We start from the raw sequence: 23,214 nt of genomic DNA, 5'->3' as shown, positions 1-23,214 counted from the left end.
CTATACTGAGAATCGACATTGCGGCTCAAAGACGCAACTCAGCAACATCGGGGATGGAAGATGCATGACAATTTGCTGAAAAACAGCGGCTCGGATGACGAACTCGCCCATCAAAAAAAACTGATGGGCGCAATAGTACAAGGCGATCGTCATGCATTTGAACAACTCTACAAATTGACATCCCCCCGGCTGTTTGCCGTGGCGCTGCGTATGCTGCGGCGTCACGCCTGGGCTGAGGAAGTGCTGCACGACAGTTTTATTACCGTGTGGAACCGGGCCTCGTCTTACAATCCTGCGCTCAGCTCCCCCATTACCTGGCTAACACATATTGTGCGTAACCGGGCTATTGACTGGCTGCGCGGCAGTGATAATCAATGGCTTGAACTCGAAGATGACGGTATCGCACAACTGCCGGAGTCTATAGATCAACCGCTATATGAGCTACAACAAGACAGTGACGCCAAAGTGCTGGCCGATTGCCTGGCGCATCTGCCATCAGAACAGCGACAAAGTCTGGTGCTGGCTTATTATCAAGGGCTGTCGCACGGCGAAGTGTCGCAACATCTCCAACAACCGCTTGGCACGATTAAAAGTTGGATCCGTCGCGCCTTGGATCATTTAAAAAGTTGCGTGGGCCTATGAAAAACAGACGGGAGTATCGTGCCGCACTGGCGGCAGAATATGCGCTCGGCACGCTGCGTGGCCCAGCGCGACAGCAGTTCGAAGAGCACATGCGCCAAGACGCGCAGTTGGCGGCCGAGGTTATCCGCTGGCAAGAGGCTTTCACCCAGCTCGACAACAGCTTACCACTCATAACACCACCGCCATCGGTATGGAAAAAAATTCAGCGTCAGTTACCTGTCTCATTAGAACCGCTCCCGACAGTTTCAGCAAAACGCACCACACCGCTGACCCGTTATCTCGGCTGGGCAATTGCTGCGGGTTTAGCGGCCTTGTTACTGATGCCAAGATTGCTGGTACAACCCGCCCCATTAGTGCCAGTGGCGATTCTGACGAACGCTCAGAGTGCTGCCAATCAGGGACAATGGGTGGTCAGCGCGGATAAAAGTACCCGCAGTCTAACGCTGACGCCGCTGCAAACCGCTGGCATATCGGCCAACCATAGCCTCGAACTCTGGGCGATTCCAGGAGGAGGTAAACCACGCTCCCTGGGATTATTAGACACTCAGTCACCGACGCAACTAACACTGGCAGCCAATATGCCTGAATCCGGCGTCACACTGGCTATCAGCCTAGAGCCAAAAGGCGGATCACCCACCGGACAACCGACCGGTACGGTGCTCTACAGCGGTAGGATTTCGATGTAGTATCGATTTAATACTGAGTATTGCAGGTCTTATATTAAAGAGTGGCGCGGGTATGAAATATATTCCCTGCCACTTTTATCATTGGTTACAGCTCACATCTACTACAATCACGACTATCAGACTAAAGTCAAGAAACCGTCAATATCATCACAATATGTTTCAAATAATCGCACCAGTTATTGAATCGATAAAATAAAAGTAATGAAAATGATAAACACTTTCATTTATGAAAATAAAAACAATAAAAATCAAGAAATTAAAAAACAATTTAATTTTCAGGGTTGATATATAGCTTATAAGACCTTAGGTTATTCATTAACGCTATTTCATATTTCCACCTTGAAATAAAGCGCAAGAAAAATAAGGGAAAGAGATTCAAAAAAACACAGTAGGTTATATCAATACAATCAATAGGTATTAATTTCCGGCAACATCAGAAAATCTTGCTATACTTATTTCCGTAACCAAATTCGTGTTTTAAGAAAACATAACGTTATTGAAAATTTACTGTTCGAGACATACTACCCAAAAGAAGGGTAAAAACTACTCAACTTAAGAGGATATCAACATGAGTACCGCTAAACTGGTAAAAACGAAATCTTCTGAACTTCTTTACACTCGTAACGACGTTGATGAAGGTGTGAAGCTCGATACGATCAAAGTACTTAATCGCCTGGTGACCGAATACATCGACCTGTCGCTGATTACTAAACAGGCTCACTGGAATATGCGTGGCGCAAACTTCATTGCCGTACATGAAATGTTAGACGGTTTTCGCGCAGCCATCACAGAGCATCAAGATAACATCGCCGAACGCGTAGTGCAGTTGGGTGGCGTAGCATTAGGTACAGTGCAAGTGGTTAACGATAAAACCCCGCTGAAAAGCTACCCGACCAATATCCACACGGTGCAAGAACACTTGAAAGCACTGGCTGAACGTTATGCCGTGGTTGCTAACCATACCCGCAAAGCCGTTACTGAAGTTGAAGACGAAGATACAGCAGATATCTTCACTGCGGCTTCTCGTGATTTAGATAAATTCCTGTGGTTTATCGAATCCAATATCGAGTAATTTCTGTAAAACGATAAATTACATCGAGAACCTAGCGTGTCTCAGCGATAAGACAACAGCGTCGCAGCATGTTTTCGATAACGCGGCCTCCGACAACGGGACGGCTCGATAAAATATGATGCGCTATCAAGGGTCAGCACGCTCATCTTGCTGGCCCTTGATTCATTTTATGCCCCATATCTTTCCACATATCTTCCATTCAGTCTTTTGCCGCAAACGCCATGCACAAAATTGGTGCAACCATTTTCACCCTCGACACAGTTGCACATGCTTCCCTACAAATCCCCGCTCATTTTGGGCCGTTTTTTGCTCAAAAAATTTTCAAAGTTAGCTTTAGTTATCAATATGAAAAGCAAATTGTTAATTTCTGTTTGTTATTCGCCAACTTTCTGTTTAATTAAAAACCCGTTGCACCATAAGAATACTCTTAGCCCAGCAAAAAGCACCATCACAGTGCATTGCAGGCTCGTATGGTAAAGGAAATACCGGTAATTTAAGATAAGTCTTTGAATGTAGGTAACAATCAAAGACAGGCATGCTTATTGCTTAACGATGCTCGCAACAATAAAAGGGGCAGATTTTCCCAACCTATTACAAAGGATATTCCATTTATGAAATCACTGTTGAAAGTTTCCTTGGCGGCATTGGCACTCTCTTTCGCCGTTAGCTCACATGCAGCAGAACAAAAGCTGATCGTAGCGACTGATACTGCATTTGTTCCTTTCGAGTTTAAACAAGGTGACAAATACGTCGGTTTCGATATCGATTTATGGGCAGCATTGGCTAAAGAGATGAAGGTGTCTTACACCCTCAAGCCAATGGACTTTGATGGCATCATCCCTGCATTGCAGACTAAGAACGTGGATGTTGCTTTGGCTGGGATGACTATCACCCCAGAACGTGCAAAAGCGGTTGATTTCTCTGATGGTTATTACACCAGTGGCCTGATCACTATGGTGAAAGCAGACAACAAAGACATCACCGGTGCTCAAGACCTGAACGGCAAAGTGGTGGCAGTAAAAAGCGGAACCAGTTCTGTTAACTACCTTGCTGCTAACCTGAAGCCAAAAGACGTTCGCCAATTCCCAAACATCGACAGCGCTTATATGGAATTAGGTACTGGCCGTGCTGATGCTGTGCTGTTCGATACACCAAACATTCTGTACTACATCAAAACTGCTGGCCACGGTCAGTTCAAAACTGTAGGTGCTACAGTTCAAGGTCAGGATTACGGCGTAGCCTTCCCGAAAGGCAGCCCGCTGCGTGACAAAGTTAACGCCGCACTGAAAACGCTGCGTGCTAACGGCACCTATGCAGCAATCTACAAAAAATGGTTCGACAGCGAGCCAAAATAAGTCAGGCAGCACCCGTTAAGTTGTGACACAGAAGTAGTGACAGAAAGAGATTTAATGCCGAGACCGTTCCCTCGGCATTAAATTACCTGATTGTCGGTAGCATAATTTGTTGGTTAAACATAACCGGCAACAGGATTGATTAACTCGTTGGAGAATGATTCATGCAGTTTGATTGGAGCGTGGTGTGGTCCGCTCTTCCTATACTTCTAGAAGGCGCCAAAATGACGCTGTGGATTTCGATCCTCGGCTTGGTTGGCGGCTTGGTTATCGGTTTAGTCGCCGGTTTTGCGCGCGCTTTTGGTGGCTGGATCAGCAACCATATCGCCTTGGTATTTATTGAAGTCATTCGTGGCACCCCCATCGTCGTGCAGGTAATGTTTATTTACTTCGCTTTGCCGATGATGGTGAGTGGTCTGCGCATCGATCCGTTCACCGCTGCCGTGGTGACCATTGTGATCAACTCTGGTGCCTATATTGCGGAAATTACTCGTGGTGCGGTACTGTCGATTAATAACGGTTTCCGTGAAGCAGGCCTGGCTTTAGGTCTGTCTCGCAAGGCAACACTGCGCTACATCATTATGCCTTTGGCTCTGCGCCGTATGCTGCCTCCATTGGGCAACCAGTGGATTGTTAGTATCAAAGATACGTCGTTGTTTATCGTTATCGGCGTTGCGGAACTAACGCGTCAGGGACAAGAAATCATCGCTGGTAATTTCCGCGCGATGGAAGTCTGGAGTGCAGTCGCCGTTATTTATCTGATTATCACGCTGGCCCTGAGCTTCGCTATGCGCCGCCTCGAACGTAAACTGAAAATTATATGATTGAATTCAAGAACGTCTCAAAACACTACGGCAAAACTCAGGTATTGCACGATATCAACCTGAATATTTCCCAAGGGGAAGTAGTGGTGATTATCGGGCCATCTGGCTCAGGCAAATCCACTCTGCTGCGCTGTATTAACAAACTCGAAGAGATTACCACTGGTGATTTAATCGTTGATGGCTTGAAGGTTAATGATCCCAAGGTAGATGACCGCCTGATCCGTCAGGAAGCCGGGATGGTTTTCCAGCAGTTTCATTTGTTCCCACATATGACGGCGTTGGAAAACGTGGCATTTGGCCCTATTCGTGTACGTGGCGCGAATAAAGAAGATGCCACCAAACTTGCTCAGGAATTGCTGGCTAAAGTTGGCCTTTCTGAACGTGGTCATCACTATCCGTATGAACTCTCAGGCGGCCAGCAGCAACGTGTTGCTATCGCTCGTGCGCTGGCGGTGAAACCGAAACTGATGCTCTTTGATGAGCCAACTTCGGCCCTTGACCCGGAATTACGTCACGAAGTGTTGACCGTAATGAAAGACTTGGCGGAAGAAGGTATGACAATGGTCATCGTGACGCACGAAGTCGGCTTTGCTGAAAAAGTGGCCTCACGTCTGATCTTCATCGACAAAGGCCGTATTGCTGAAGACGGCCCACCGGCTGAACTTATTAGCAACCCGCCAAGCGAACGTCTGCGCGAGTTCTTGCAACACGTCTCCTGATTTGAAGACAGGTCTGTTCCATAAAAAGCGGATATCCTCGGATATCCGCTTTTTTTTGCCCATCCCGCGATAAGTTTCCTACACTGTTTTACATCAATCGCTTTCTATCACTGCTTTGACAGAAATCGACTCGCCATACCTGCTGTTTTCATAAGCCCATGTTTCAAGAGTGAGGAACAATGCCGAATAACGACTGGAATGCGTTATCGCAACGACATAAAAATCCCGTGCTGCTTGTCTTGCCTTTTCTGATCCTTATGCTGAGTCTATTCAGCGACTTTTCTCATGCAGCAACCACGGTACAAGCGCCGTCTCAGGATAACAATCAGCAAAAAGCGTCTTATGCCGCGCTTGCCGATATTCTGCAAGATGATAAATCACGCGCGGAGCTCATTGCTCATCTGCGTGCTGCCGCGGGAGAGTCTTCCAATTCTGAACAAACTGCCACACAAAGCACAACAGGAAACTCAGCCGAAAAAGAGGCTGAAATACCATCGCTTAGCGATAAGTTAGCCGATGTCAGTCAAAGTTACGCATCAATGGTGATGCAAAAAGTTCAGACACTCAAAAAGACTATAGACTCAGGCCCACGGCAGACTTTTGATGCTGATAGATTTTTCCATGCATCAGGATACTTTATCCTCACGGTATTCGTGACCTTTGCCCTATTCCATCTAGTACGCATGCTCATCGGCCCGCTTTACAAACGTCTGGGCCACTGGGGACATCACGCCCGTCTCAAACAGGCCCGTTGGTACCAGCTGCCGGCCAGTATTATCAGTGCATTCGCTATCGATATTGCCATATTGCTACTCACCGTCGCGGCGGGGAATCTCTTTACACAATATGTGAATGGCGGCAGCGCGCTGATTGCTCGCCAGCAGGCATTGTTTCTCAGTGCGTTTGCGGTTATTGAGTTTTTTAAGGCGGTATTGCGTTTACTCTTCGCACCCAATTTTGACTATTTACGTCCTTTCCCGCTTAGCGATAAAACCGCAAGCTACTGGAACACTCGCTTAGCTTGGGTCAGCGGGCTAATTGGCTACGGATTAATGGTAGTAGTTCCGATCGTTGCCACCCAAATAAACTACCCCACTGCGGCAATAGTGAACTTTGTGGTGATGCTGGCGTTAACGCTGTATGCCAGTTGGCTTATCTTGCATAACCGTAAAAACATTCGCGATGAATTCAACCGATTAGCGCAAAATTCACTGGCATTTTTTAGCATCATTCTGCGCACGTTGGGCCATATCTGGCATATTTTAGCGGTAACCTATTTTGTAGTGCTGTTCTTCCTATCTCAATTTGATTTCGCCGACAGCCTGACCTTTATGATGGCCTCCACAGTAAAAAGTTTGGCAGTGATTGTCCTTGGCGCGGTGATCTCTGGCCTGCTGTCGCGATGGATTTTAAAACGCATCACGCTGCCCGAGGATATCAACCGCCGCTATCCGCACCTACAAAAGCGTATCAACTCCTACATTCCTGGCGGGTTGAAAGTACTGCGTGTTTTAGTGGTACTCACCGTCACGCTATCCCTGCTTGATGCGTGGAAGATTTTCAATCTTCACCAGTGGCTTATCACTGAATCTGGCAGCAAGGTCGTCAGCAGCATTGCCCACATCCTGTTTATTTTGTTCTTATCCGTGGTTTCCTGGACATTACTAGCCAGTATCATCGAACATCGTTTAGCACTGGAAATGAGTAACGGTAATCGCCCAAGCGCCCGGGAGCGCACGCTGCTAACGCTATTTCGTAATGTGCTGGCTATTGTGATTTGCACCATTACCATCATGATTATTCTCTCGCAGATAGGTTTGAACATCGCCCCGCTGCTAGCCGGTGCCGGAGCATTGGGTTTAGCGATAAGCTTCGGTGCACAAACGCTGGTGAAAGATGTTATCACCGGGGTATTCATCCAATTTGAAAACGGCATGAACACCGGCGAATACGTCACCGCAATGGGTATTACCGGCACAGTGGAACAAATGACTATCCGTTCTATTGGTCTGCGCGATATCTATGGCGTCTATCATATTGTGCCCTACTCGTCGATCACCACGCTGTCTAACTACGAGCGAGAATTCGGTGTGTACCGTGCTGCCTATACCGTTAGTCGCGATGAAGATATCGACCACGTCAACACGATCCTGACCGAAGCAGTTCAGGCGCTATGGCAGGACGAAAACGTCAGAGGATCGCTACTCGGCGAACCTACCTACCAAGGCGTCGTCGCCCTCGCCGACCAGTCATTCACCGTACGGGTATTGATCCGCACCAAAGCGTTAGAACAATGGAATGTACAATACGCGTTAGACCGCTTAGTGAAGATTCACTTTGAGAAAGCGGGCATAACCATGCCGAAACAGGCGATGAAACTATACGGGGAAGATGGGCCACATCGGCCCAAACCGGATGTTTCAGCTTTGGAAAGCTGATCAAACGAATAGGTTAAATCTGGACCGAGATTTGGGCGGTTTCTTTAAGCCAGAATGGCTTAAAATCCTTTTTCAAATATGGAAGAGTGAATTTTTCGGTTTGCTCAAGCTTAACCGAGCTTGGTGCGGTTTTGTAAAACCGAGAACGGTGAATATTTCGGTTTTTGAAGTGTAGTGATCAATGCGGCCCCGCAGCCGAAACCGAGCAAAGGAACGAAGGCGCGTTCCTTCGCAATCCTGCGCCTTTTCCAACCTCCATATCCAGTCCGGCGGAGGCCATGTTTCAGTAGCTTCAGTGATAGCGCAAATTTCATCCCATCTGGGATGCCCGGCTACGGGGTCGAGCCAACGGTAAAACTGTTGTCTCTCACCTCTTGCCGGTGAAATTTTGAGTGCGCTTAGCGGCTTTTAAATCAAATGAAAAAGTACAAAGGCAAAGGCAAAGGCAAAGGCAAATTAGTTTTTGACGTAACAAGGTTGGTGGCGCACTCAAAATTTCACTGACGAGTGGTGGAGAGACGGCGAGCCTGTTTTGCGAGTAGGCTCGAATCCGAGGAAGGAATGGCGGAGCCATGAAATTTGCGCCTATCGCTGCGGCACCTGAAACATGCCCTCCACTGGACTGAATAATGAGGTGAGAAAAAGGCGCAGGATTCTAAAGGACCGCGCCTCGGTCCTTTAGGCGGCTTAGGCTGCAATGCCACATTGAACACTGCATTTGAGAAGCCGAAACATTCACCGTTCCCGGTTTTGAAAAAGGATTTTTAAGCCCTTCTGGCTTAAAGAAACCGCCCCAATCTCGGTCTAGATTCAGTGCCTTGTATGAACAGACCCATCATTTGATAATTCTGCCATCATCTTGACCAGGTCTTGCATCCCGAGATTGACCTGATTAATCACATCCCCTGCATTGCGGCTGAGCGTAACGCCACCGCCTGCGCGGCTGACACAACTCCCCATACCATCGATGGCGGCTAATACACCGTCGCGAATGCTTTGCGTGAGCTGATCAATCTCAACCGCTGCTTTACGCGACTGGTCAGCAAGAGAACGCACCTCTCCAGCAACGACAGCAAAGCCGCGGCCCTGCTCTCCTGCGTGAGCGGCTTCGATAGTCGCGTTGATGGCTAATAGATTGGTCTGCGAAGAAATTTTTCTGATAGTGTCGACCATCTCGCCAATGCGAGAAGAGGTTTCACCAAGCTGGCCAATAATATCCGAGGCACGTTTGGCTAACGCTTCGACTTCCTGCATATCTTCCACTGCTTTTTGGACAATGGTGACGCCTTGAGAGGCTGTTTTGTCGGTGTTTAGTGACAACTCATGAACATGCATCATCATGCTTTCTTGCTGTTGCAATTGCCTCATCTGTTTAGTCACATCTTGGGCAATTTTAACAATTTTCACTACCCGACCTTCATCGTCTATTACCGGGTTATAACTGGCTTCCAGCCACACGCTCTGTCCCGCTTCGTTAACCCTTTCGAAACGTCCCAAAATAAACTCGCCATTTCTCAAACGTTGCCAATGCTCTATGTATGCCGAGGAATCTCGCCATTCTGGCAGACAGAAATATCCATGCGTTTTCCCTCTAATTTCATTTAGAGAGTAACCCATAGTTTTAAGGAAATTGCCGTTGGCATTAAGTACAACCCCTTCCGGAGTAAAACTAATCAAGGCCATTGAGCGGTCAAGTGCTTGGATAATTCCCTGGTGTTCGCCTGATTGATTAATACGCTCAGTGACATCACTGGCAATTTTGATGATCTCAGCAACCTTTCCCTGTTTATTCAATACCGGAACATAGGTCGCTTCGAGCCAAATCAATGAGCCGTCTTTACGGACCCGTTTGATATTGCCACTGATCGGCTTACCGTGGCTTAGCTCATTCCAATGTTTTTTATACGCGGCGCTTGCAGCAAATTCCGGCGTACAAAATATTCTGTGAGGCTTACCTATCACTTCTTCCCGAGTGTAGCCCATACCTTTTAGAAACAAGCTATTCACTTCTGTAACCACACCTTCTGGAGTGAAAACAATCACCGGTACGGCATTAGAAATTGCGGAAAACTTGTCACGCCATGCGGTACTAAACTGATTAGCGAATAAATTCATATTCCCAGTTACCCTATACTTAATGGCTTAAATTAATCGAAAAACACAGTTGAGAGACTCAAAACCGTGTTATCAGTACTTTTTAGAAAATTTAAGGATAGCCCCTGGAAAGGAAAAACCGCTTTTTCATCGCTTAAATGAAGTCAACTATATAAAATATAAAAAAATAATTAATTATTGTAACAATCGTATTGTTATCAACTAAGCATAATTTATAAGTCAAAAAAAGAAAGCTCTTGGGGTAATTTTTTTTCAGCCTGCTATCCAGAGCAAGAGATAGCAGGTTTTTTAGCGTGTTTCAGTTAAATGAGCTTAATTCCAGCGCTTGCCAGCCCAGGCTTTCTGCTGAGAAACGGTCAGGAAAGTCCAGGCGACAAAGCGGCTGACTTTTTGCCCCTGCGCCATTTCTACAGTGCGAATATCGGTAGCACCGGCTTCTTCAAGTGCTTCGTAAATCAGAGGTAAAGTGGTCTTTTTAGAGATTAACACGGTGAACCATAGGCAGTTATGGGCTTTACCCGCACTTTCTTCTACCATACGCACCACAAAGGCTTCTTCACCGCCTTCGCACCACAATTCGTTGTGTTGCCCACCGAAGTTCAATTCCGCTTTTTTATTTCCCCAAGGACGTTCCAGCCCAAGGTTTTGACGTTTACGCTGGCTGCCAGCAGCGGCATCTTCTGCCGAAGCATGGAACGGCGGGTTACACAGCACTGCATCGTAACGTTCGTCATGACGAATAATGGTGTCAAAAATACGCGCAGGTTTTGCCTGTAGGCGGAAACGCACTTGGTTGGTGAGCTGTGGATTGCTGGCAACAATCTTCTTCGCCGCTGCCATCGATACCGGATCAATTTCACTCGCCGTAAAACGCCAGCCATATTCACGCAATCCGATGATCGGGTAAATACAGTTAGCACCGACACCAATGTCTAGAATGGCAACATTTTTGCCTTGCGGAACGTTGCCCGCATTGTTGCCTGCCAGTAAATCGGCCAAATGATGGATATAATCGGCGCGTCCTGGGATCGGCGGGCATAAATAATCAGCAGGGATATCCCAGTTTTCGATCTGGTAAAAATGGCGAAGCAACGCACGGTTCAAGGCTTTAACAGCTTGCGGATTAGCGAAATCGACCGATAAATCGCCCCATTTGTTTTCAAACACAAATTCCGCCAGTTCTGGACTGCTGGCGATAAGCGCCGGAAAGTCATAGCGACTGCGGTGGCGATTTCGCGCATGAAGTCCGCTTTTTTCCTGCGGGAAGATTTTCTTTTGTTCCACCTGAATGACTCTCCGATAACAATAATGCTAAGACAATAATAATAAGTGCCGCCCTCTTGGCACTTTCTGCCGCGTAAGATACCACAAACTGGCGCTAACTATCGCGCCAGCACGCGATGCCGCCTAGAATGCTACATCCAGTTCAACGCAGTTATGCTAGCTTGGGCCAAGAATGAGTGTGGAGTGTTAATTGATGGGCAAAGGTGAATAATGAGTTCTGATGATCGCTACTACTACGAACCGGCTAATGGGCACGGTTTGGCACACGATCCTTTAATCGCCATCATCGGGCCGCGCCCGATTGGTTGGATTTCATCACTTAGCAAAGCAGGACAGCGCAATCTTGCGCCTTACAGCTTCTTTAGCTGTTTTAATTACCATCCGCCCATTATCGGTTTTGCCAGCGTTGGCTGGAAAGACAGCGTGATGAATATTGTTGAAACTGGCGAGTTTGTCTGGAATCTGACGACTAGGGATTTGACAGAAAAAATGAATGCCAGCTCCATCGCGCTCGCTCACGGCCGCGACGAGTTCGACTTTGCAGGCCTGACGCCACTGGCTGGACATCGAGTAAGCGCCAGTCGCGTTGCAGAAAGCCCGGTAAACTTTGAATGCAAACTCAGCCAATGTATTCAATTACAATCCGCAAGCGGTGAGAAAATCGACACCTGGTTAGTCTTGGGGGAGGTAATCGCCGTGCATATCGACAAACATTTATTGGATGACAACGGCGTCTACCAAACCGCTCTTGCCAACCCCGTACTACGCGCCGGCGGACCCTCCACCTACTACGGCATCTCTGACGATCAGCGCTTTGATCTATTCCGCCCCAAAATAGACCAATAGCCAACCTCTAGGCTTTAGCCGAAAAGCCTTTGCCGGACGCTCTCGACAGCGCTGGCATATTACGATGTATTGATAAGTGGCTAAACCTGCACCAATGCCGCTATAGGCCAATAATAGCTTTATTCATCTCAATTCCCCTCAACGGCACGCTGTTGAGGGGAATTGCTCTCACCCAACTTGCTGTGAGTCTTAATTTTTCATGTAAGTCTGCTGAACAAAATCAGCAAAATCCAGGCACATTGCTTCATCGCCATCAGCGTTATCCGCCAATACTCGCTTACCATCTACCACTTTGATATGTACCTGCAAATCAAAGTCGGCGGCAGGCTGCTCGCGCTGTGCTGCGCTAGCGATGGTTTGCTGTGCTTCTTGCAAGGCAGCCGCCACGGTTTGATTACAGCTTTGTGCCAGATAATCAGGATTGAACCCTTCACCGGTCAAACTGCGCAACGTGTCGTCATGGCTGACACTATTACCTGGAGTCCAATAATGTTTCGCCAGATCTGGTCCAATCGCCGGGTTATCTGTTAAATAGCCATCACGTTTCAAGAAGAAGGCGCGCGTTTGTTCAACGGCCATCAGCGCCAGCAAATAGCCTTGATAGGAACAGGCCGACTCCAGTGACAATAAATGAGGTATTGCTAATGTCGGCCGTGGGCTACCGGTGACGCCAAGAATATGCGTTTCCACATCACGAGCTAAAGCGGTGATCGCTTCTGGCGTGCGTTTCTCATCCGGCCATTGATACAGTTGCCACTCAAAATATGGTACCAGTAAAATATGACGTTCATTAAAGGCACGCATTGGCTGACGTGCGGCAATACTTTCCTGAATCAGTTCATCCGGCACCGGCTCACCCTGTGCATTGCGGGCATAGCGTTTGAGCCAGTCGGCGTCATCAAGCAAGCTATCGCAAAACATTGATTGTGTTTCAGCATAGGCCATTGACGTCGGCGGGAACTCTTGAGAGAAGCAAGGCGCGTTCTGGCGAATATTAGCAAAATGCGCCGCATGGCCGCCTTCGTGGAATAACGTATTAATCCCGCTTGCACCGCTGCCAATTTGGTCCGGCTTAGCCAGGCTGGTGAAGTTAATCACCCCAGACACCCATTTGCCATTGTCATAAAACGTCGGCACTGGGCTATGCATAAAGCCGTTCTCATATTTGCCTTCACGCACTAGCAAATCGAGCTGCATCTCGGCACCGTTAAAGCCAATATGCAAACGTTTGAAGCTATTGATCCAACGCGCGAGCGAATCAGCAAACGGGAAATAAGGGTCCAATTGTCGAGTTACATCACCGGCGCTGGTAAAGCGAATATTCCACGGCATCAGCGCCGCATCCCCTTCCCTCGCCACCAGCTCATTCAGGCTGCGGACGTTGGATTCTCGGGTTTGCTCTTCAAAACGGTCTAAAATCGCGAATAACTGCTCTGGCGACATGCGCTCAGTTTTATTCACTTTGTAATCAAAGTAGTTACGATAGCCCAGTTGGCGAGCAAAGCGGTTACGCAGCCCGACTAACTCAGACAAGCCATTGTGCAGCAGCCATTGCTCTAATTCGCGTAGTGCATTATGTGAGCTGCGACGATAGGCTTCGTTTTCATTGTTTGCCTGGTTAGTTAATAGCTCACCCAGCGACGCATTAACCCGCTCGCCTTTGCTATTAATGTGAGTCAAGCGCTGCTGCTTTCTCTTCGCAAATAACGCCGCTTCCGCCTGGATAATTTCATCAAGCAGCACCTGCGCTTGCGGATCTTCAATCGCATTACAATCAAAGAAGCGATACCAGCCGCGCAGCCCATCTAATAATGGTTGATTATCTGCCGATGCCTCAGCTTCCAACTCACTAATCAGCTCACGAATCTCCTGCAAACGGCTCGGCTCAGCAATAAAACGTTTATAAGCCGATTCGGCCGCCGCATAACGAGCCGACACATCTTCCTCCCCCGTCCCCATATAGTTCTGCCAGAACAACTCTTCTTTGGTTTGGTGGATTTTCAAGTAATCGTGGTTTAGGGCATCGAAATATGCTTGGGATTTTTTCATATAAACTCGGCTGTTGGGTAATAAAGGGGTTTATTGATTCAGTGTAAAACCAGAATGGTTTTAAATCCTTCTAAAAATATACAATAGATTATTAAATCTGGACCGAGATTTAGGCGGTTTTGTAAAACCGGGAACTGTGTAATTTTCGGCTTCTCAAATGCAGTGTTCAATTTGACATTGCAGCCTAAGCCGCTTCAAGGGGAGAGGCGCTCCCCTTGAAAATCCCGCGCCTTTTCATGGTGTTATATTGGATTCCAATTAGACTATGTTTCAGGTACCACCACGACTGGCGCAAATTTCATGGCTCCGCCATCCCTTCCTCGGGTTCGAGCCTGCTCAATAAAAACTTCGCCGTCTCTCCACCACTCGTCAGTGAAATTTTGAGTGCGCCAGGCAACTTTTAAATCAAGTTCAAAGGAAAAGGAAGTTTTAGCTTTTGATTCTAAAAATGCCCGGTGGCGCGCTCGAAATGACGCTGAAGGAGTGGTGAGAAATCGCGAAGTGTTTATTGAGCGAGTCCGAATCCCGACTGAAGGCACTGCGGAGCAGCGACATTTGCGCCTGTCGCCGTGGTACCTGAAACATGGCCTCCGCTGGATGCAGAATTGAAGTAGCAAAAAGCGCGGGAAGCCGGAAGGGGCGGCGCTTACCGCCCCTTCGGTCGGTTTAGGCGACGGACCACTATTGATAACCGCCGCTGATAAACCGAAACATTCACCGTTCCCGGTTTTACAAAACCGCCCCAAGCTCGGTTAAGCTTGAGCAAACCGAAACATTCACCAATCTACTATTTGAAAAAGGATTTTTAAGCCCTTCTGGCTTAAAGAAACCGCAAAAATCTCGGTCTAGATCTTCTTCACATATTCAGATTTTAGTTTCATCTGCCCGAAACCATCAATCTTGCAATCAATGTTATGGTCGCCTTCGCAGAGGCGGATGCCTTTCACCTTGGTGCCGATTTTCAGCATCGATGAACTGCCTTTGACTTTCAGGTCTTTGATCACGGTGACGGCGTCGCCATCAACTAAAGTATTACCGTTAGCATCGATCACAACTAATACGTCGTCATCTTGCGCGGCAGATTCACCGTTTAGCGACCAGACATGGCCACATTCGGGGCAGTTGAGCATTTCATTGTCTTGCCAGGTGAATTCAGACTGACATTTTGGGCAATTTGGCAAAGTTTCCATCACAAAATCCTTAAAAGTAATTTATATCCATCCTGCTTGAAGTTACCTCTGTGTTGGCTACGCTCACTTGCCGCCTTGACGCAATTCCAATTATTTTGGATAGACTAATTCCATTAAAATCATGAAGTCATTTTAAAAGTTGTCGTATTTTACTTGTTTACCCCTACTTTTGATAGAGGTAAAGGATTTTGGCCTATTATTGCCCATGATGAAATATCGTTAAAATAGCTGCTCGACGATAGCTCTTGCCTCGTTGATATCGCTGCAAACGCCGGTTCCAACCAGACAGCAACTCAGTTGATTTAATAATGCTTGTGGAATGGCACAGCGGCCATGTAAGCAATCATTGATAAACGCCACAGTAGTGTCGATATCCTTGGCACCCGGCAATGTCACCTCAGTAAACTCATGTTTATCCCACAGCATCGACTGCTCACCATCAGCAATCATATAAATCGCCGGGCTACGCAGCGGGTTGGCATAAACTTCACCTTCCGTGCCTTGTGAAAGTAATGCCCTGCCCGCTATTTGTAAGAAGAAGGAGGAAACTTTTTGCACATATTCTGGGTGAGATACGCTGGATAAACGTAGAGACGGCTGGTCGATAAATGGCGTGATCAGTTTGGCCAACGTGTGGCTGCTGTTACGCACACCCATTTGCCAGCGTAACTGCAATTGCAGGTCAATGGCTGGGCATAATACTGATACCGGGATAAACACCGGGCCATTGCCGCTATCGAGTTGCTGCTGCGCCTGTTGCTGACTGAGAGCAGGCTCGATGCCAAGCGCATGAAAAATCTCCTGCGTGGTGACGCGGCTCGGATCTTCGCTGACGCCGTGAACCACTACCGGTAAACCTAAGCGGCTGAGTAAAATAGCCAGTAATGGCGTTAAGTTGGCCTGCTTGCGTGCACCATTGTAGCTTGGGATCACTACCGGTATTGGCTGTTCAGCCGGGGCTTGCAAACGCATAACCTGCTCCGCCATCGCTTTATAGAAACCAAGCATCTCCTGCTCTGATTCGCCTTTAATACGCAAGGCGATCAATAGCCCACCGAGTTGTAAATCAGGGACTTCTCCAGCCAGCATCAAACGATACAGCTCAAGCGATTGTTCAAAATCGAGATCGCGGGCGTGATTTTTTCCACGCCCGACTTCTTTAATTATTTTGGTGTAATCCATTGTGGCTGACTCTATAAATAAGAACTTGCTAAGCATACTCATTGAGTAATGCCGTCGCTATTATCAAAGCAGGTCTTTGGCTTTTTTCATTGCACTAGCAAGCGGACTATTTTGCCCTTCAGACTCGTACAAGCCCTTAGCTGCACCTGCAACATCCTCGGCAGAACGGTTCTGTCCTAGCTTGGCTTTTCCCACCACCCGATGCGCGACTAACTCGATACCTACAATACCTTTTAACATTGAGGCAATAAAATTATCCGGCGCATCACTAATTTGCCAAGGCTCAGGCCGCTGGCCTTCATGTAAATGAGTGAGCCTTTCTAGCAGAGTGCGCAGCCACTGAGGATCATCAATAATTTTTGCCGTAGCACTAACCTGTACGGTCGCGTAATTCCAGGTCGGTACAACTTTACCCCCGCTTGGTACTTTTGAGGCATACCACGATGGCGAGATATAACCCTGCTCACCTTGAAAAACGACCAAGCATTCAGGGTTGTCGCACAGCGACTGCCAATGCGTGTTGGCTTTGGAGAAATGAGCCCGCAAAGTCATCACGCCATGAGTATCGACATCCACCAAAAAAGGCAGCGGATTGGCTTCTATTCCCTGCGGGGTATTGGAGATAAGTAACCCAAGTGGATAGCGAGAGATCAGCTCCGATTGCGCGCTAATCTCATCCAGAGAAAATGATTGAGGTGAGTACACCAGACCTTCCTTTTAGCAGCCAATACGATGAGATAACTTATACATTATTTGCTGTAACAATCAATTTTTCAGCCTGAAGGCTCGAGAACTTAACAAGGGAACATTTTCACAATATGAAAATGAAATATTTTAATTATTTTGCCGCCAGTTTCATAACACATATCAATATCATTTAAATCACTCCTCCTATAAGACATCTGCAAATTCGTGCTTTAAGAAAAAGTACCGGGCTAAATTCCTAATATAAACATCGGCGAAGCGAATCTACTCATTATAAAAAATCATCGCATGATAAAATATAAAAACTAAATAGCTCATTTCGACTCAATTACATGGAGAAGTAAGATAGTGAAAGAGAAAAAATCACTCGGAATTATGACTTATATTGATAGCTCAAAAAAAATGTTAGAAGACTTTTCCTGGCTCTATAAAAGCTGGATTTACAGCGGTTGTTGGCGTACCTCCGATCTTATTGTTGTTCACCATCCAGAAATAACGGAGAAATTACCTAAAGAAGCCGGCGTCGTTCTTATTCCTTGTTTACCAACATCCCATACTGACCCTCTTTTTAAGGATTACCATTTTATCAACTCAATTGGTTGTCTGACTGGCGATGAAGTGAGCAAAGTTGCGCGCCATTACGACTATCTATTGCGTACTGATGCCGATGTTTTTTTAACAAAAAATCTGGCATCGTTTAAGCCTAATTTTCCTGTACATGGCCGCGGAAACTATTATTTCAGTGATGATTTCAAAAAGAATATGCTCCTATTTTGTGAGAAACACCGGGTTAAACATCATCATAGATTTGGCTGTGGCCATTCGATCATGGCAAGCTCTGAACTTGTTATCGATTTCTTACAACGACAACTTCATTGGAGCCGCGTGCTGATGCAGGAATTTGGAACCGATCCTGCAAACTGGGGAGAGTGGCCACACTGGTGCCGCGGAGTAACAACCATGTATGCCGCAGAAATTACGGCAAATGAAAGATGGGGGGATTTTTTACAAAATGGGCGCGAGCGCATATTGGATATAGAAAGTAATAATGAGCAGGATATTGATACCCTCACCCTTCACATTCATGGCGTACATACCACTGATTATTTTTCTAAATTTGACTACCGGGATGGGAAATATGACTATATTTCTCCAGACATCTTGGATAAAAATAAAATCAATCAATACTGCCATTGGATTTGCATGTCATCAATAGAAGACATTAAGGCAGAAGCAGGTTATCTGCCAAATTAATAGTGAAATAATAAAATAATCGAGGGATAAAAACTCATCATACTTTAAGAGACAGAATACATTCTGTTCTCAAGGTTGATGAGAGATATATTTATCCCTCGATAATCATATTACTCTAGCGCCGAGTTGTACGCTTACGCCCGCTTTTTTTGACCACCGTTTTCGCCAGTTTTACCGCAACATATTTACCCGCCTCGGGCATTTCACGTTGTTCAATCGGGAAAACGGGCAAAGCGGCCAACAGCCGAGAGCCATAGTTTTTAGTCAGCAAACGACGGTCGTAGATAACGATTTCGCCATGGCATTGATGACTACGGATCAGCCGCCCTACTTGCTGGATTAAGTTGAATGAGGCGCTAGGCAAGCTCTGCACTTCAAAAGGATAACGTTTGAGGGTTTTCAACCATTCTCCTTCGGTAAGAATTACCGGGCTGTCGATCGGCGGGAAGGCAATTTTGTGGATATGAACCTGAGTCAACAACTCCCCTTTCAAATCCAACCCTTCGGCGAAAGACTGCAAACCAATCAACACGCTAACTTTACCGGCTTCAACCCGTTTACGATGTTCTTCTACCAGACGATAGCGAGGCTGGTCGCCTTGTACTAACAGCATTAAACGCAAATCCGGCATCAGTTCGACAAATTGCTGCAGCGCGCGGTTGCTGGCAAACAGCACCAATAAGCCCAAGTGCTTTGCCTCGGCCAGTTCGGCACGGAAAAACTCTGCCATCTCGGCGATATGTGCTGCTTCATTAGCCATCAGTGGTTCATGCTTCATCTGCGGAAGCACCAGTTTCCCCTGATCGATATGATTAAACGGCGAATCGAGGCTAATAAAACGATCGCCTGCTTTTTCCGTTAGGCCGCTCAATTCCTGCAAGCGGGAAAAGCTGTTTAAAGAGCGCAACGTTGCCGATGTCAGCACCACATGCGGCACTTTGCGCCAGAGCATTTTTTCCAGCTGATCGCTGACCCGTAACCCGGCACAGTGGAACATCAGGTGAGTCTGGTTATCAAAATAGGCGCGAGAAACCCATTTACCTATTGGCGCATTAGACGATTTATCCATTGCCGCTAATCGCCATAATTTACTCATGGTTTCCAGATAACCCAACATTCTGCTCATCTGCAAAATGGCACGATGTAAGCGCATCACATCATGTTTTCCGGTTTTTTCGCTGAGATCATTAAGCATAAATTCGGCCAGGCTGCGCAACCCATCCGTTAGCTTAAACAGTCGGGCACACAGCTCTAGCAACTCGGCAGGCAGGTGCCCCATTTCAAAACGATATTCCGCATCAGGTTGTTCAGCAGGTAAGTAAAGTGTGACCTGCTGCTCTATCAGCAACAGCAATTCGCGCATTTCAGCGCAATGGTTGTGTAAACGCTCAGCATTGGCCAATGGCGGTGGATTTTTCGGCGTGAACAACGCCAGGCATTGTTCGATTTGGCGAACAAAATTATCCAACTGCAGATGATTCCATACTGCGGTGATCTCGGCGTCCACTTCCAACGCGTCACGCGCCACTTCCGGCAGATGATGGCCTTCATCGAGCACTAATAACAAATCTTTGGCTGGCGGTAATACCGATTCAGATTCCAGTGCCGCCATCACTAATGCGTGGTTAGTTACCACCACATCCGCGCTTTCAATCTCTTTTCTCGCGACAAAATAAGGGCATTCGCGAAAGTAATGGCAGTTGCGTGATAAGCAATTGGCTTTATCGGTGCTTATCTTCAGCCACAGCGGATCTTGGATAGTTTGTGGGTAGTGATCGCGCAGCCCGTCCCATTGATAACGTGTGAGAGCGCCTTCCAATGTTTTGCATAACTGATGCTCTTCACCGTTGGAAGGAGCCAATTCATCACCCAAAAATAATCCTAAATCACCTTGAGAATTCTCATTGGTCATAGCAGCCAGATTACGTGGGCACACGTAACGGCCACGGCCAAAAGCCCCGGTAAATTTAAGATCGGGAATGATTTTTTTCAGCAGCGGTAAATCTTTACTGTAAATCTGATCCTGCAACGCAACGTTGGCGGTGCTGACAATGAGTGGCTTCTCCTCGGCACGACTGACTGCAATACCGGGGATAAGGTATGACAACGTTTTACCGACACCTGTCGGTGCTTCAATGGCTAAATGTCGCGCACTGTCACCAGAAAACGCTTTAGCCACCTCGGCAATCATCTGCCGCTGCGGAGCTCGCGAAATAAAATCAGGGATTTGTTGTTGTAACGCCTTATACCACTGACTGATTTGTTCTTTTACTGCAAAAGACAGCGCCATGCATCTCTTATCTATACGAAGTGTGGCCGCCATTGTCCCACAGACATTCCTCTGCGTCAGCCAACAAAATACCTTTGGTTTTTTCTTCAACAAACGTCAAGGGATTATGAGGATAAAAAGGAGAGTTATTTCGAACTGTCATAAATCGATAACAAAGATACGGTAAAAATCCCATCGCTGTGAAAATTTGAGGTCCACCTTAGACCACCAGCACACACATGATAGCAACGATCTTTCATACTAAAATTCAGGGCATTTAAAACATGAAACTCAATATTTTGGCGATCTTAGTTCCATCATTAATCATTGCCTCCGGCGCACAAGCAGCAGAAATCTATAACAAAGACGGAAACCAGCTTGATCTATATGGAAAAGTGAAAGCCGAACATTATTTCTCTAGCTCAAACGCCAACGATGGCGACCAAAGCTACGTGCGTTTCGGTTTTAAAGGCCAAACAAAAATTAACGACCTGATGACCGGTTACGGTCAATGGGAATATCAGGTTGCTGATAACGCCGCAGAATCACAAGGTACTGCGGGTTCTGGCACTAAAACCCGTCTGGGCTTTGCTGGTCTGAAATTCGGTCAATATGGTTCATTCGACTACGGCCGTAACTACGGCACACTGTACGACGTTGAATCCTTCACCGACGTTATGCCAGAATTTGGTGGTGACGGTTACACCAAAGCTGACCGCTTCATGACTGGTCGTGCTAACGGCTTGGCAACTTACCGTAACCGTGGCTTCTTCGGTTTGGTTGATGGCCTGAATATCGCCCTGCAATACCAAGGCAAAAACCAAGACACTACCGGAAGTAACGGTCGTGCAGCCAAAGCGGCTAATGGCGATGGTTTCTCCTTATCTTCAAGCTACGATCTTGGCGCTGGTTTCACGGCTGCGGGTGCTTACGCATCATCTAACCGTACTCTGAGCCAACAACAATCCGCAATTGGCCAAGGCAGCAAAGCTGAAGCTTGGACCGGCGGTCTGAAATATGACAACAACGGCGTTTACCTGGCAACCATCTATGCTGAAACACGTAATATGCTGCCGGTATCTGTCCCTGCTGGTGCTTCAAGCCTGACAACAAGCTCAGTCAGCGGTTATGCGAACAAAACTCAGACCTTCGAAGCCATTGCGCAATATCAATTCGACTTCGGCCTGCGTCCATCTTTGGGCTACGTGCAGACCAAAGCGAAAGATATCGAAGGCGTGGGCAATGCTAACCTGACCAAATACATTGACGTAGCAACCTATTACTACTTCAACAAAAACATGTCGACCTTCGTTGATTATCAAATCAACCGTTTAGGTTCTAACAATACCTTGGGCCTGAACAGCGATAACATCGTTGCTGTAGGTCTGGTTTACCAGTTCTAAGCTGTTATTACCCTCGTCTAGTTTATAAACATTCATTGTGTTGTTTTGCCGGGATTCATCCTCCCGGCTTTTTTACGTCTATACCCGTCATACTTCAAATTGCAGGGCAATGATTTTGGGGATAAATCCGTTCGTTCTCGGATTTTTACCATTTCCAGCTTTCTCAATTTGCTGAATCTGCTAAAGTTTTATGGCTTTTGTCATAATGTGCTGCTAAACAGCATGTCGAAATACAACAGGGATCATTGTTGATCTTCTAACCATAATGAGAAAGGGTGAAGAAAGTCATGAAAAAAGTTTCACTTTATAGCGTCAGTGCCTTAGTTCTACTGGCACTCACCGGTTGCGCGCAACAGAACAAGCAAGATGCGCAGGCCCAGCTAAACCAACAAACCGTCATGGCGTTGAACTGGTTCCAGCAATCTGGCGAGTATCAAGCGTTGACTTATCAATCTTTCAGCATCGCCACTCAAGCCTTTGACCATGCGGCGTCGTTAACGGGTAAACCAAAAGCGGTGATCGTCGATCTCGACGAAACCATGATCAACAACAGCGCCTATAGCGCATGGCAGGTTAAAGCAGGTAAGCCTTTCGATAGCGAAAGCTGGTCAAGATGGGTGCAGGCTAAACAAGCCACTGCTATCCCAGGCGCAGTTGATTTTGCTCGTTATGTTGATAGCCATGACGGCACCATATTCTATGTCTCAAACCGTGACCAAAAAGACTACGCTGCGACAGTTGCCAATCTGCAACGCTTAGGCTTCCCGAACGTAACGGAAAAAACCGTGCGTCTAAATACCGGCAGCTCTAATAAACAGGCGCGCTTCGATGCCATTAAGGCCGAAGGCTACAATGTGGTGTTGTATTTAGGTGACAACCTGAATGACTTCGGTGCAGCGACTTACCATAAAGGTAACGTAGAGCGTCGTGACTTTGTGAACCAGAACCACAAGCTGTTCGGCACGCAGTTTATTGTGTTGCCTAACCCACTGTACGGTGATTGGGAAAGTGGATTGGCGGCAGGTTATAACAAACTTACCCCAGAGCAGCAGTTGCAAACCCGTGATGCCAACTTGAAAGTGTGGGATGGCAAGTAAGTTGCCATAAGAACATACGATACTGATATTGATGTAACCTAATAACGGCGTCTCTGGCAATAATTGAATCTTGTTATGCGAGAGACG

18 protein-coding genes are annotated in these 23,214 nt (G+C 47.0%); 11 read left to right on the top strand and 7 right to left on the bottom strand.

Going from position 1 to position 23,214, the window contains the following annotated elements:
* The first annotated feature begins 60 nt into the window (after positions 1–60).
* The 7 genes from ACL9RG_RS15780 (at position 61) to ybiO (ending at position 7,733) form a co-directional block, all read left to right on the top strand.
* Entirely contained in the window at positions 61–642 is a 582-nt protein-coding gene (locus tag ACL9RG_RS15780; protein ID WP_422793566.1) for a sigma-70 family RNA polymerase sigma factor, read from the top strand.
* Complete coding sequence (locus tag ACL9RG_RS15775) at positions 639–1,328, top strand: anti-sigma factor (RefSeq protein ID WP_422793565.1); 690 nt, start codon at positions 639–641, stop codon at positions 1,326–1,328. Before ACL9RG_RS15780 ends, ACL9RG_RS15775 begins: the two co-directional genes overlap by 4 nt.
* Positions 1,329–1,896: 568 nt before the next feature.
* On the top strand, positions 1,897–2,400 hold the full coding sequence (dps, locus tag ACL9RG_RS15770) for a DNA starvation/stationary phase protection protein Dps (protein WP_422793564.1): 504 nt from the start codon (positions 1,897–1,899) through the stop codon (positions 2,398–2,400).
* Between the two features lie 611 nt (positions 2,401–3,011).
* Positions 3,012–3,755 carry a glutamine ABC transporter substrate-binding protein GlnH gene (glnH, locus tag ACL9RG_RS15765; RefSeq protein ID WP_422793563.1) on the top strand — a complete coding sequence of 248 codons (744 nt, stop codon included), beginning with the start codon at positions 3,012–3,014 and terminating at the stop codon, positions 3,753–3,755.
* Positions 3,756–3,916: 161 nt separating this feature from the next.
* Positions 3,917–4,576, top strand: a complete 660-nt coding sequence (glnP, locus tag ACL9RG_RS15760; protein WP_422793562.1) for a glutamine ABC transporter permease GlnP — start codon at positions 3,917–3,919, stop codon at positions 4,574–4,576.
* Entirely contained in the window at positions 4,573–5,295 is a 723-nt protein-coding gene (gene glnQ, locus ACL9RG_RS15755; RefSeq protein WP_422793561.1) for a glutamine ABC transporter ATP-binding protein GlnQ, read from the top strand. Before glnP ends, glnQ begins: the two co-directional genes overlap by 4 nt.
* 179 nt (positions 5,296–5,474) lie before the next feature.
* The gene (gene ybiO / locus ACL9RG_RS15750; protein ID WP_422793560.1) at positions 5,475–7,733 is read left to right on the top strand and encodes a mechanosensitive channel protein; all 2,259 of its coding nucleotides are present in this window, start codon (positions 5,475–5,477) and stop codon (positions 7,731–7,733) included.
* Between the two features lie 810 nt (positions 7,734–8,543).
* Here the strand turns inward: ybiO and ACL9RG_RS15745 are convergent.
* Positions 8,544–9,848 carry a methyl-accepting chemotaxis protein gene (locus ACL9RG_RS15745; protein ID WP_422793559.1) on the bottom strand — a complete coding sequence of 435 codons (1,305 nt, stop codon included), beginning with the start codon at positions 9,846–9,848 and terminating at the stop codon, positions 8,544–8,546.
* Between the two features lie 312 nt (positions 9,849–10,160).
* On the bottom strand, positions 10,161–11,132 hold the full coding sequence (gene rlmF, locus ACL9RG_RS15740; RefSeq protein ID WP_422793558.1) for a 23S rRNA (adenine(1618)-N(6))-methyltransferase RlmF: 972 nt from the start codon (positions 11,130–11,132) through the stop codon (positions 10,161–10,163).
* A gap of 210 nt (positions 11,133–11,342) precedes the next feature.
* On the opposite strand from rlmF, the gene ACL9RG_RS15735 reads away from it, so the two are divergent.
* Positions 11,343–11,978, top strand: coding sequence for a flavin reductase family protein (locus ACL9RG_RS15735; RefSeq protein ID WP_422793557.1), 636 nt, complete (start codon positions 11,343–11,345; stop codon positions 11,976–11,978).
* A gap of 189 nt (positions 11,979–12,167) precedes the next feature.
* Here ACL9RG_RS15735 and ACL9RG_RS15730 read toward each other — a convergent pair whose 3' ends face one another.
* The 4 genes from ACL9RG_RS15730 to ACL9RG_RS15715 all read right to left on the bottom strand — a co-directional run bounded on the left by ACL9RG_RS15730 (position 12,168) and on the right by ACL9RG_RS15715 (position 17,104).
* Positions 12,168–14,027, bottom strand: a complete 1,860-nt coding sequence (locus ACL9RG_RS15730; protein ID WP_422793556.1) for a M3 family metallopeptidase — start codon at positions 14,025–14,027, stop codon at positions 12,168–12,170.
* 845 nt (positions 14,028–14,872) lie between these two features.
* Positions 14,873–15,217, bottom strand: a complete 345-nt coding sequence (locus tag ACL9RG_RS15725) for a zinc ribbon domain-containing protein YjdM (protein ID WP_422793555.1) — start codon at positions 15,215–15,217, stop codon at positions 14,873–14,875.
* A 219-nt stretch (positions 15,218–15,436) separates the two neighbouring features.
* The gene (gene ybiB / locus ACL9RG_RS15720; protein ID WP_422793554.1) at positions 15,437–16,399 is read right to left on the bottom strand and encodes a DNA-binding protein YbiB; all 963 of its coding nucleotides are present in this window, start codon (positions 16,397–16,399) and stop codon (positions 15,437–15,439) included.
* A gap of 63 nt (positions 16,400–16,462) precedes the next feature.
* On the bottom strand, positions 16,463–17,104 hold the full coding sequence (locus ACL9RG_RS15715) for an FMN-binding negative transcriptional regulator (RefSeq protein ID WP_422793553.1): 642 nt from the start codon (positions 17,102–17,104) through the stop codon (positions 16,463–16,465).
* 348 nt (positions 17,105–17,452) lie between these two features.
* On the opposite strand from ACL9RG_RS15715, the gene ACL9RG_RS15710 reads away from it, so the two are divergent.
* On the top strand, positions 17,453–18,358 hold the full coding sequence (locus ACL9RG_RS15710; RefSeq protein WP_422793552.1) for a DUF7164 domain-containing protein: 906 nt from the start codon (positions 17,453–17,455) through the stop codon (positions 18,356–18,358).
* A 115-nt stretch (positions 18,359–18,473) separates the two neighbouring features.
* Here ACL9RG_RS15710 and dinG read toward each other — a convergent pair whose 3' ends face one another.
* Positions 18,474–20,648 carry an ATP-dependent DNA helicase DinG gene (gene dinG, locus ACL9RG_RS15705; protein ID WP_422793551.1) on the bottom strand — a complete coding sequence of 725 codons (2,175 nt, stop codon included), beginning with the start codon at positions 20,646–20,648 and terminating at the stop codon, positions 18,474–18,476.
* Between the two features lie 263 nt (positions 20,649–20,911).
* On the opposite strand from dinG, the gene ACL9RG_RS15700 reads away from it, so the two are divergent.
* Both ACL9RG_RS15700 and ACL9RG_RS15695 read left to right on the top strand, forming a co-directional pair.
* Positions 20,912–22,030 (top strand): porin, encoded by a 1,119-nt coding sequence (locus ACL9RG_RS15700; protein WP_422793550.1) that lies wholly within the window; start codon positions 20,912–20,914, stop codon positions 22,028–22,030.
* 287 nt (positions 22,031–22,317) lie between these two features.
* Positions 22,318–23,127: a 5'-nucleotidase, lipoprotein e(P4) family gene (locus tag ACL9RG_RS15695; RefSeq protein WP_422793549.1), complete on the top strand. Its 810-nt coding sequence runs from the start codon at positions 22,318–22,320 to the stop codon at positions 23,125–23,127.
* Positions 23,128–23,214: the final 87 nt, after the last annotated feature.

This window comes from Rouxiella sp. Mn2063 (assembly GCF_049319665.1).
Taxonomy (GTDB): domain Bacteria; phylum Pseudomonadota; class Gammaproteobacteria; order Enterobacterales; family Enterobacteriaceae; genus JBMOUD01.
This window is presented reverse-complemented; position numbering and strand designations above follow the sequence as displayed.

What these genes read in the sequence shown, in the direction of transcription:
- ACL9RG_RS15780 (WP_422793566.1), top strand. Translation starts at nt 61, where the DNA reads ATGCATGACAATTTGCTGAAAAACAGCGGCTCGGATGACGAACTCGCC.
- ACL9RG_RS15775 (WP_422793565.1), top strand. Translation starts at nt 639, where the DNA reads ATGAAAAACAGACGGGAGTATCGTGCCGCACTGGCGGCAGAATATGCG.
- dps (WP_422793564.1), top strand. Translation starts at nt 1,897, where the DNA reads ATGAGTACCGCTAAACTGGTAAAAACGAAATCTTCTGAACTTCTTTAC.
- glnH (WP_422793563.1), top strand. Translation starts at nt 3,012, where the DNA reads ATGAAATCACTGTTGAAAGTTTCCTTGGCGGCATTGGCACTCTCTTTC.
- glnP (WP_422793562.1), top strand. Translation starts at nt 3,917, where the DNA reads ATGCAGTTTGATTGGAGCGTGGTGTGGTCCGCTCTTCCTATACTTCTA.
- glnQ (WP_422793561.1), top strand. Translation starts at nt 4,573, where the DNA reads ATGATTGAATTCAAGAACGTCTCAAAACACTACGGCAAAACTCAGGTA.
- ybiO (WP_422793560.1), top strand. Translation starts at nt 5,475, where the DNA reads ATGCCGAATAACGACTGGAATGCGTTATCGCAACGACATAAAAATCCC.
- ACL9RG_RS15745 (WP_422793559.1), bottom strand. Translation starts at nt 9,848, where the DNA reads ATGAATTTATTCGCTAATCAGTTTAGTACCGCATGGCGTGACAAGTTT.
- ACL9RG_RS15735 (WP_422793557.1), top strand. Translation starts at nt 11,343, where the DNA reads ATGAGTTCTGATGATCGCTACTACTACGAACCGGCTAATGGGCACGGT.
- ACL9RG_RS15730 (WP_422793556.1), bottom strand. Translation starts at nt 14,027, where the DNA reads ATGAAAAAATCCCAAGCATATTTCGATGCCCTAAACCACGATTACTTG.
- ACL9RG_RS15725 (WP_422793555.1), bottom strand. Translation starts at nt 15,217, where the DNA reads ATGGAAACTTTGCCAAATTGCCCAAAATGTCAGTCTGAATTCACCTGG.
- ybiB (WP_422793554.1), bottom strand. Translation starts at nt 16,399, where the DNA reads ATGGATTACACCAAAATAATTAAAGAAGTCGGGCGTGGAAAAAATCAC.
- dinG (WP_422793551.1), bottom strand. Translation starts at nt 20,648, where the DNA reads ATGGCGCTGTCTTTTGCAGTAAAAGAACAAATCAGTCAGTGGTATAAG.
- ACL9RG_RS15700 (WP_422793550.1), top strand. Translation starts at nt 20,912, where the DNA reads ATGAAACTCAATATTTTGGCGATCTTAGTTCCATCATTAATCATTGCC.
- ACL9RG_RS15695 (WP_422793549.1), top strand. Translation starts at nt 22,318, where the DNA reads ATGAAAAAAGTTTCACTTTATAGCGTCAGTGCCTTAGTTCTACTGGCA.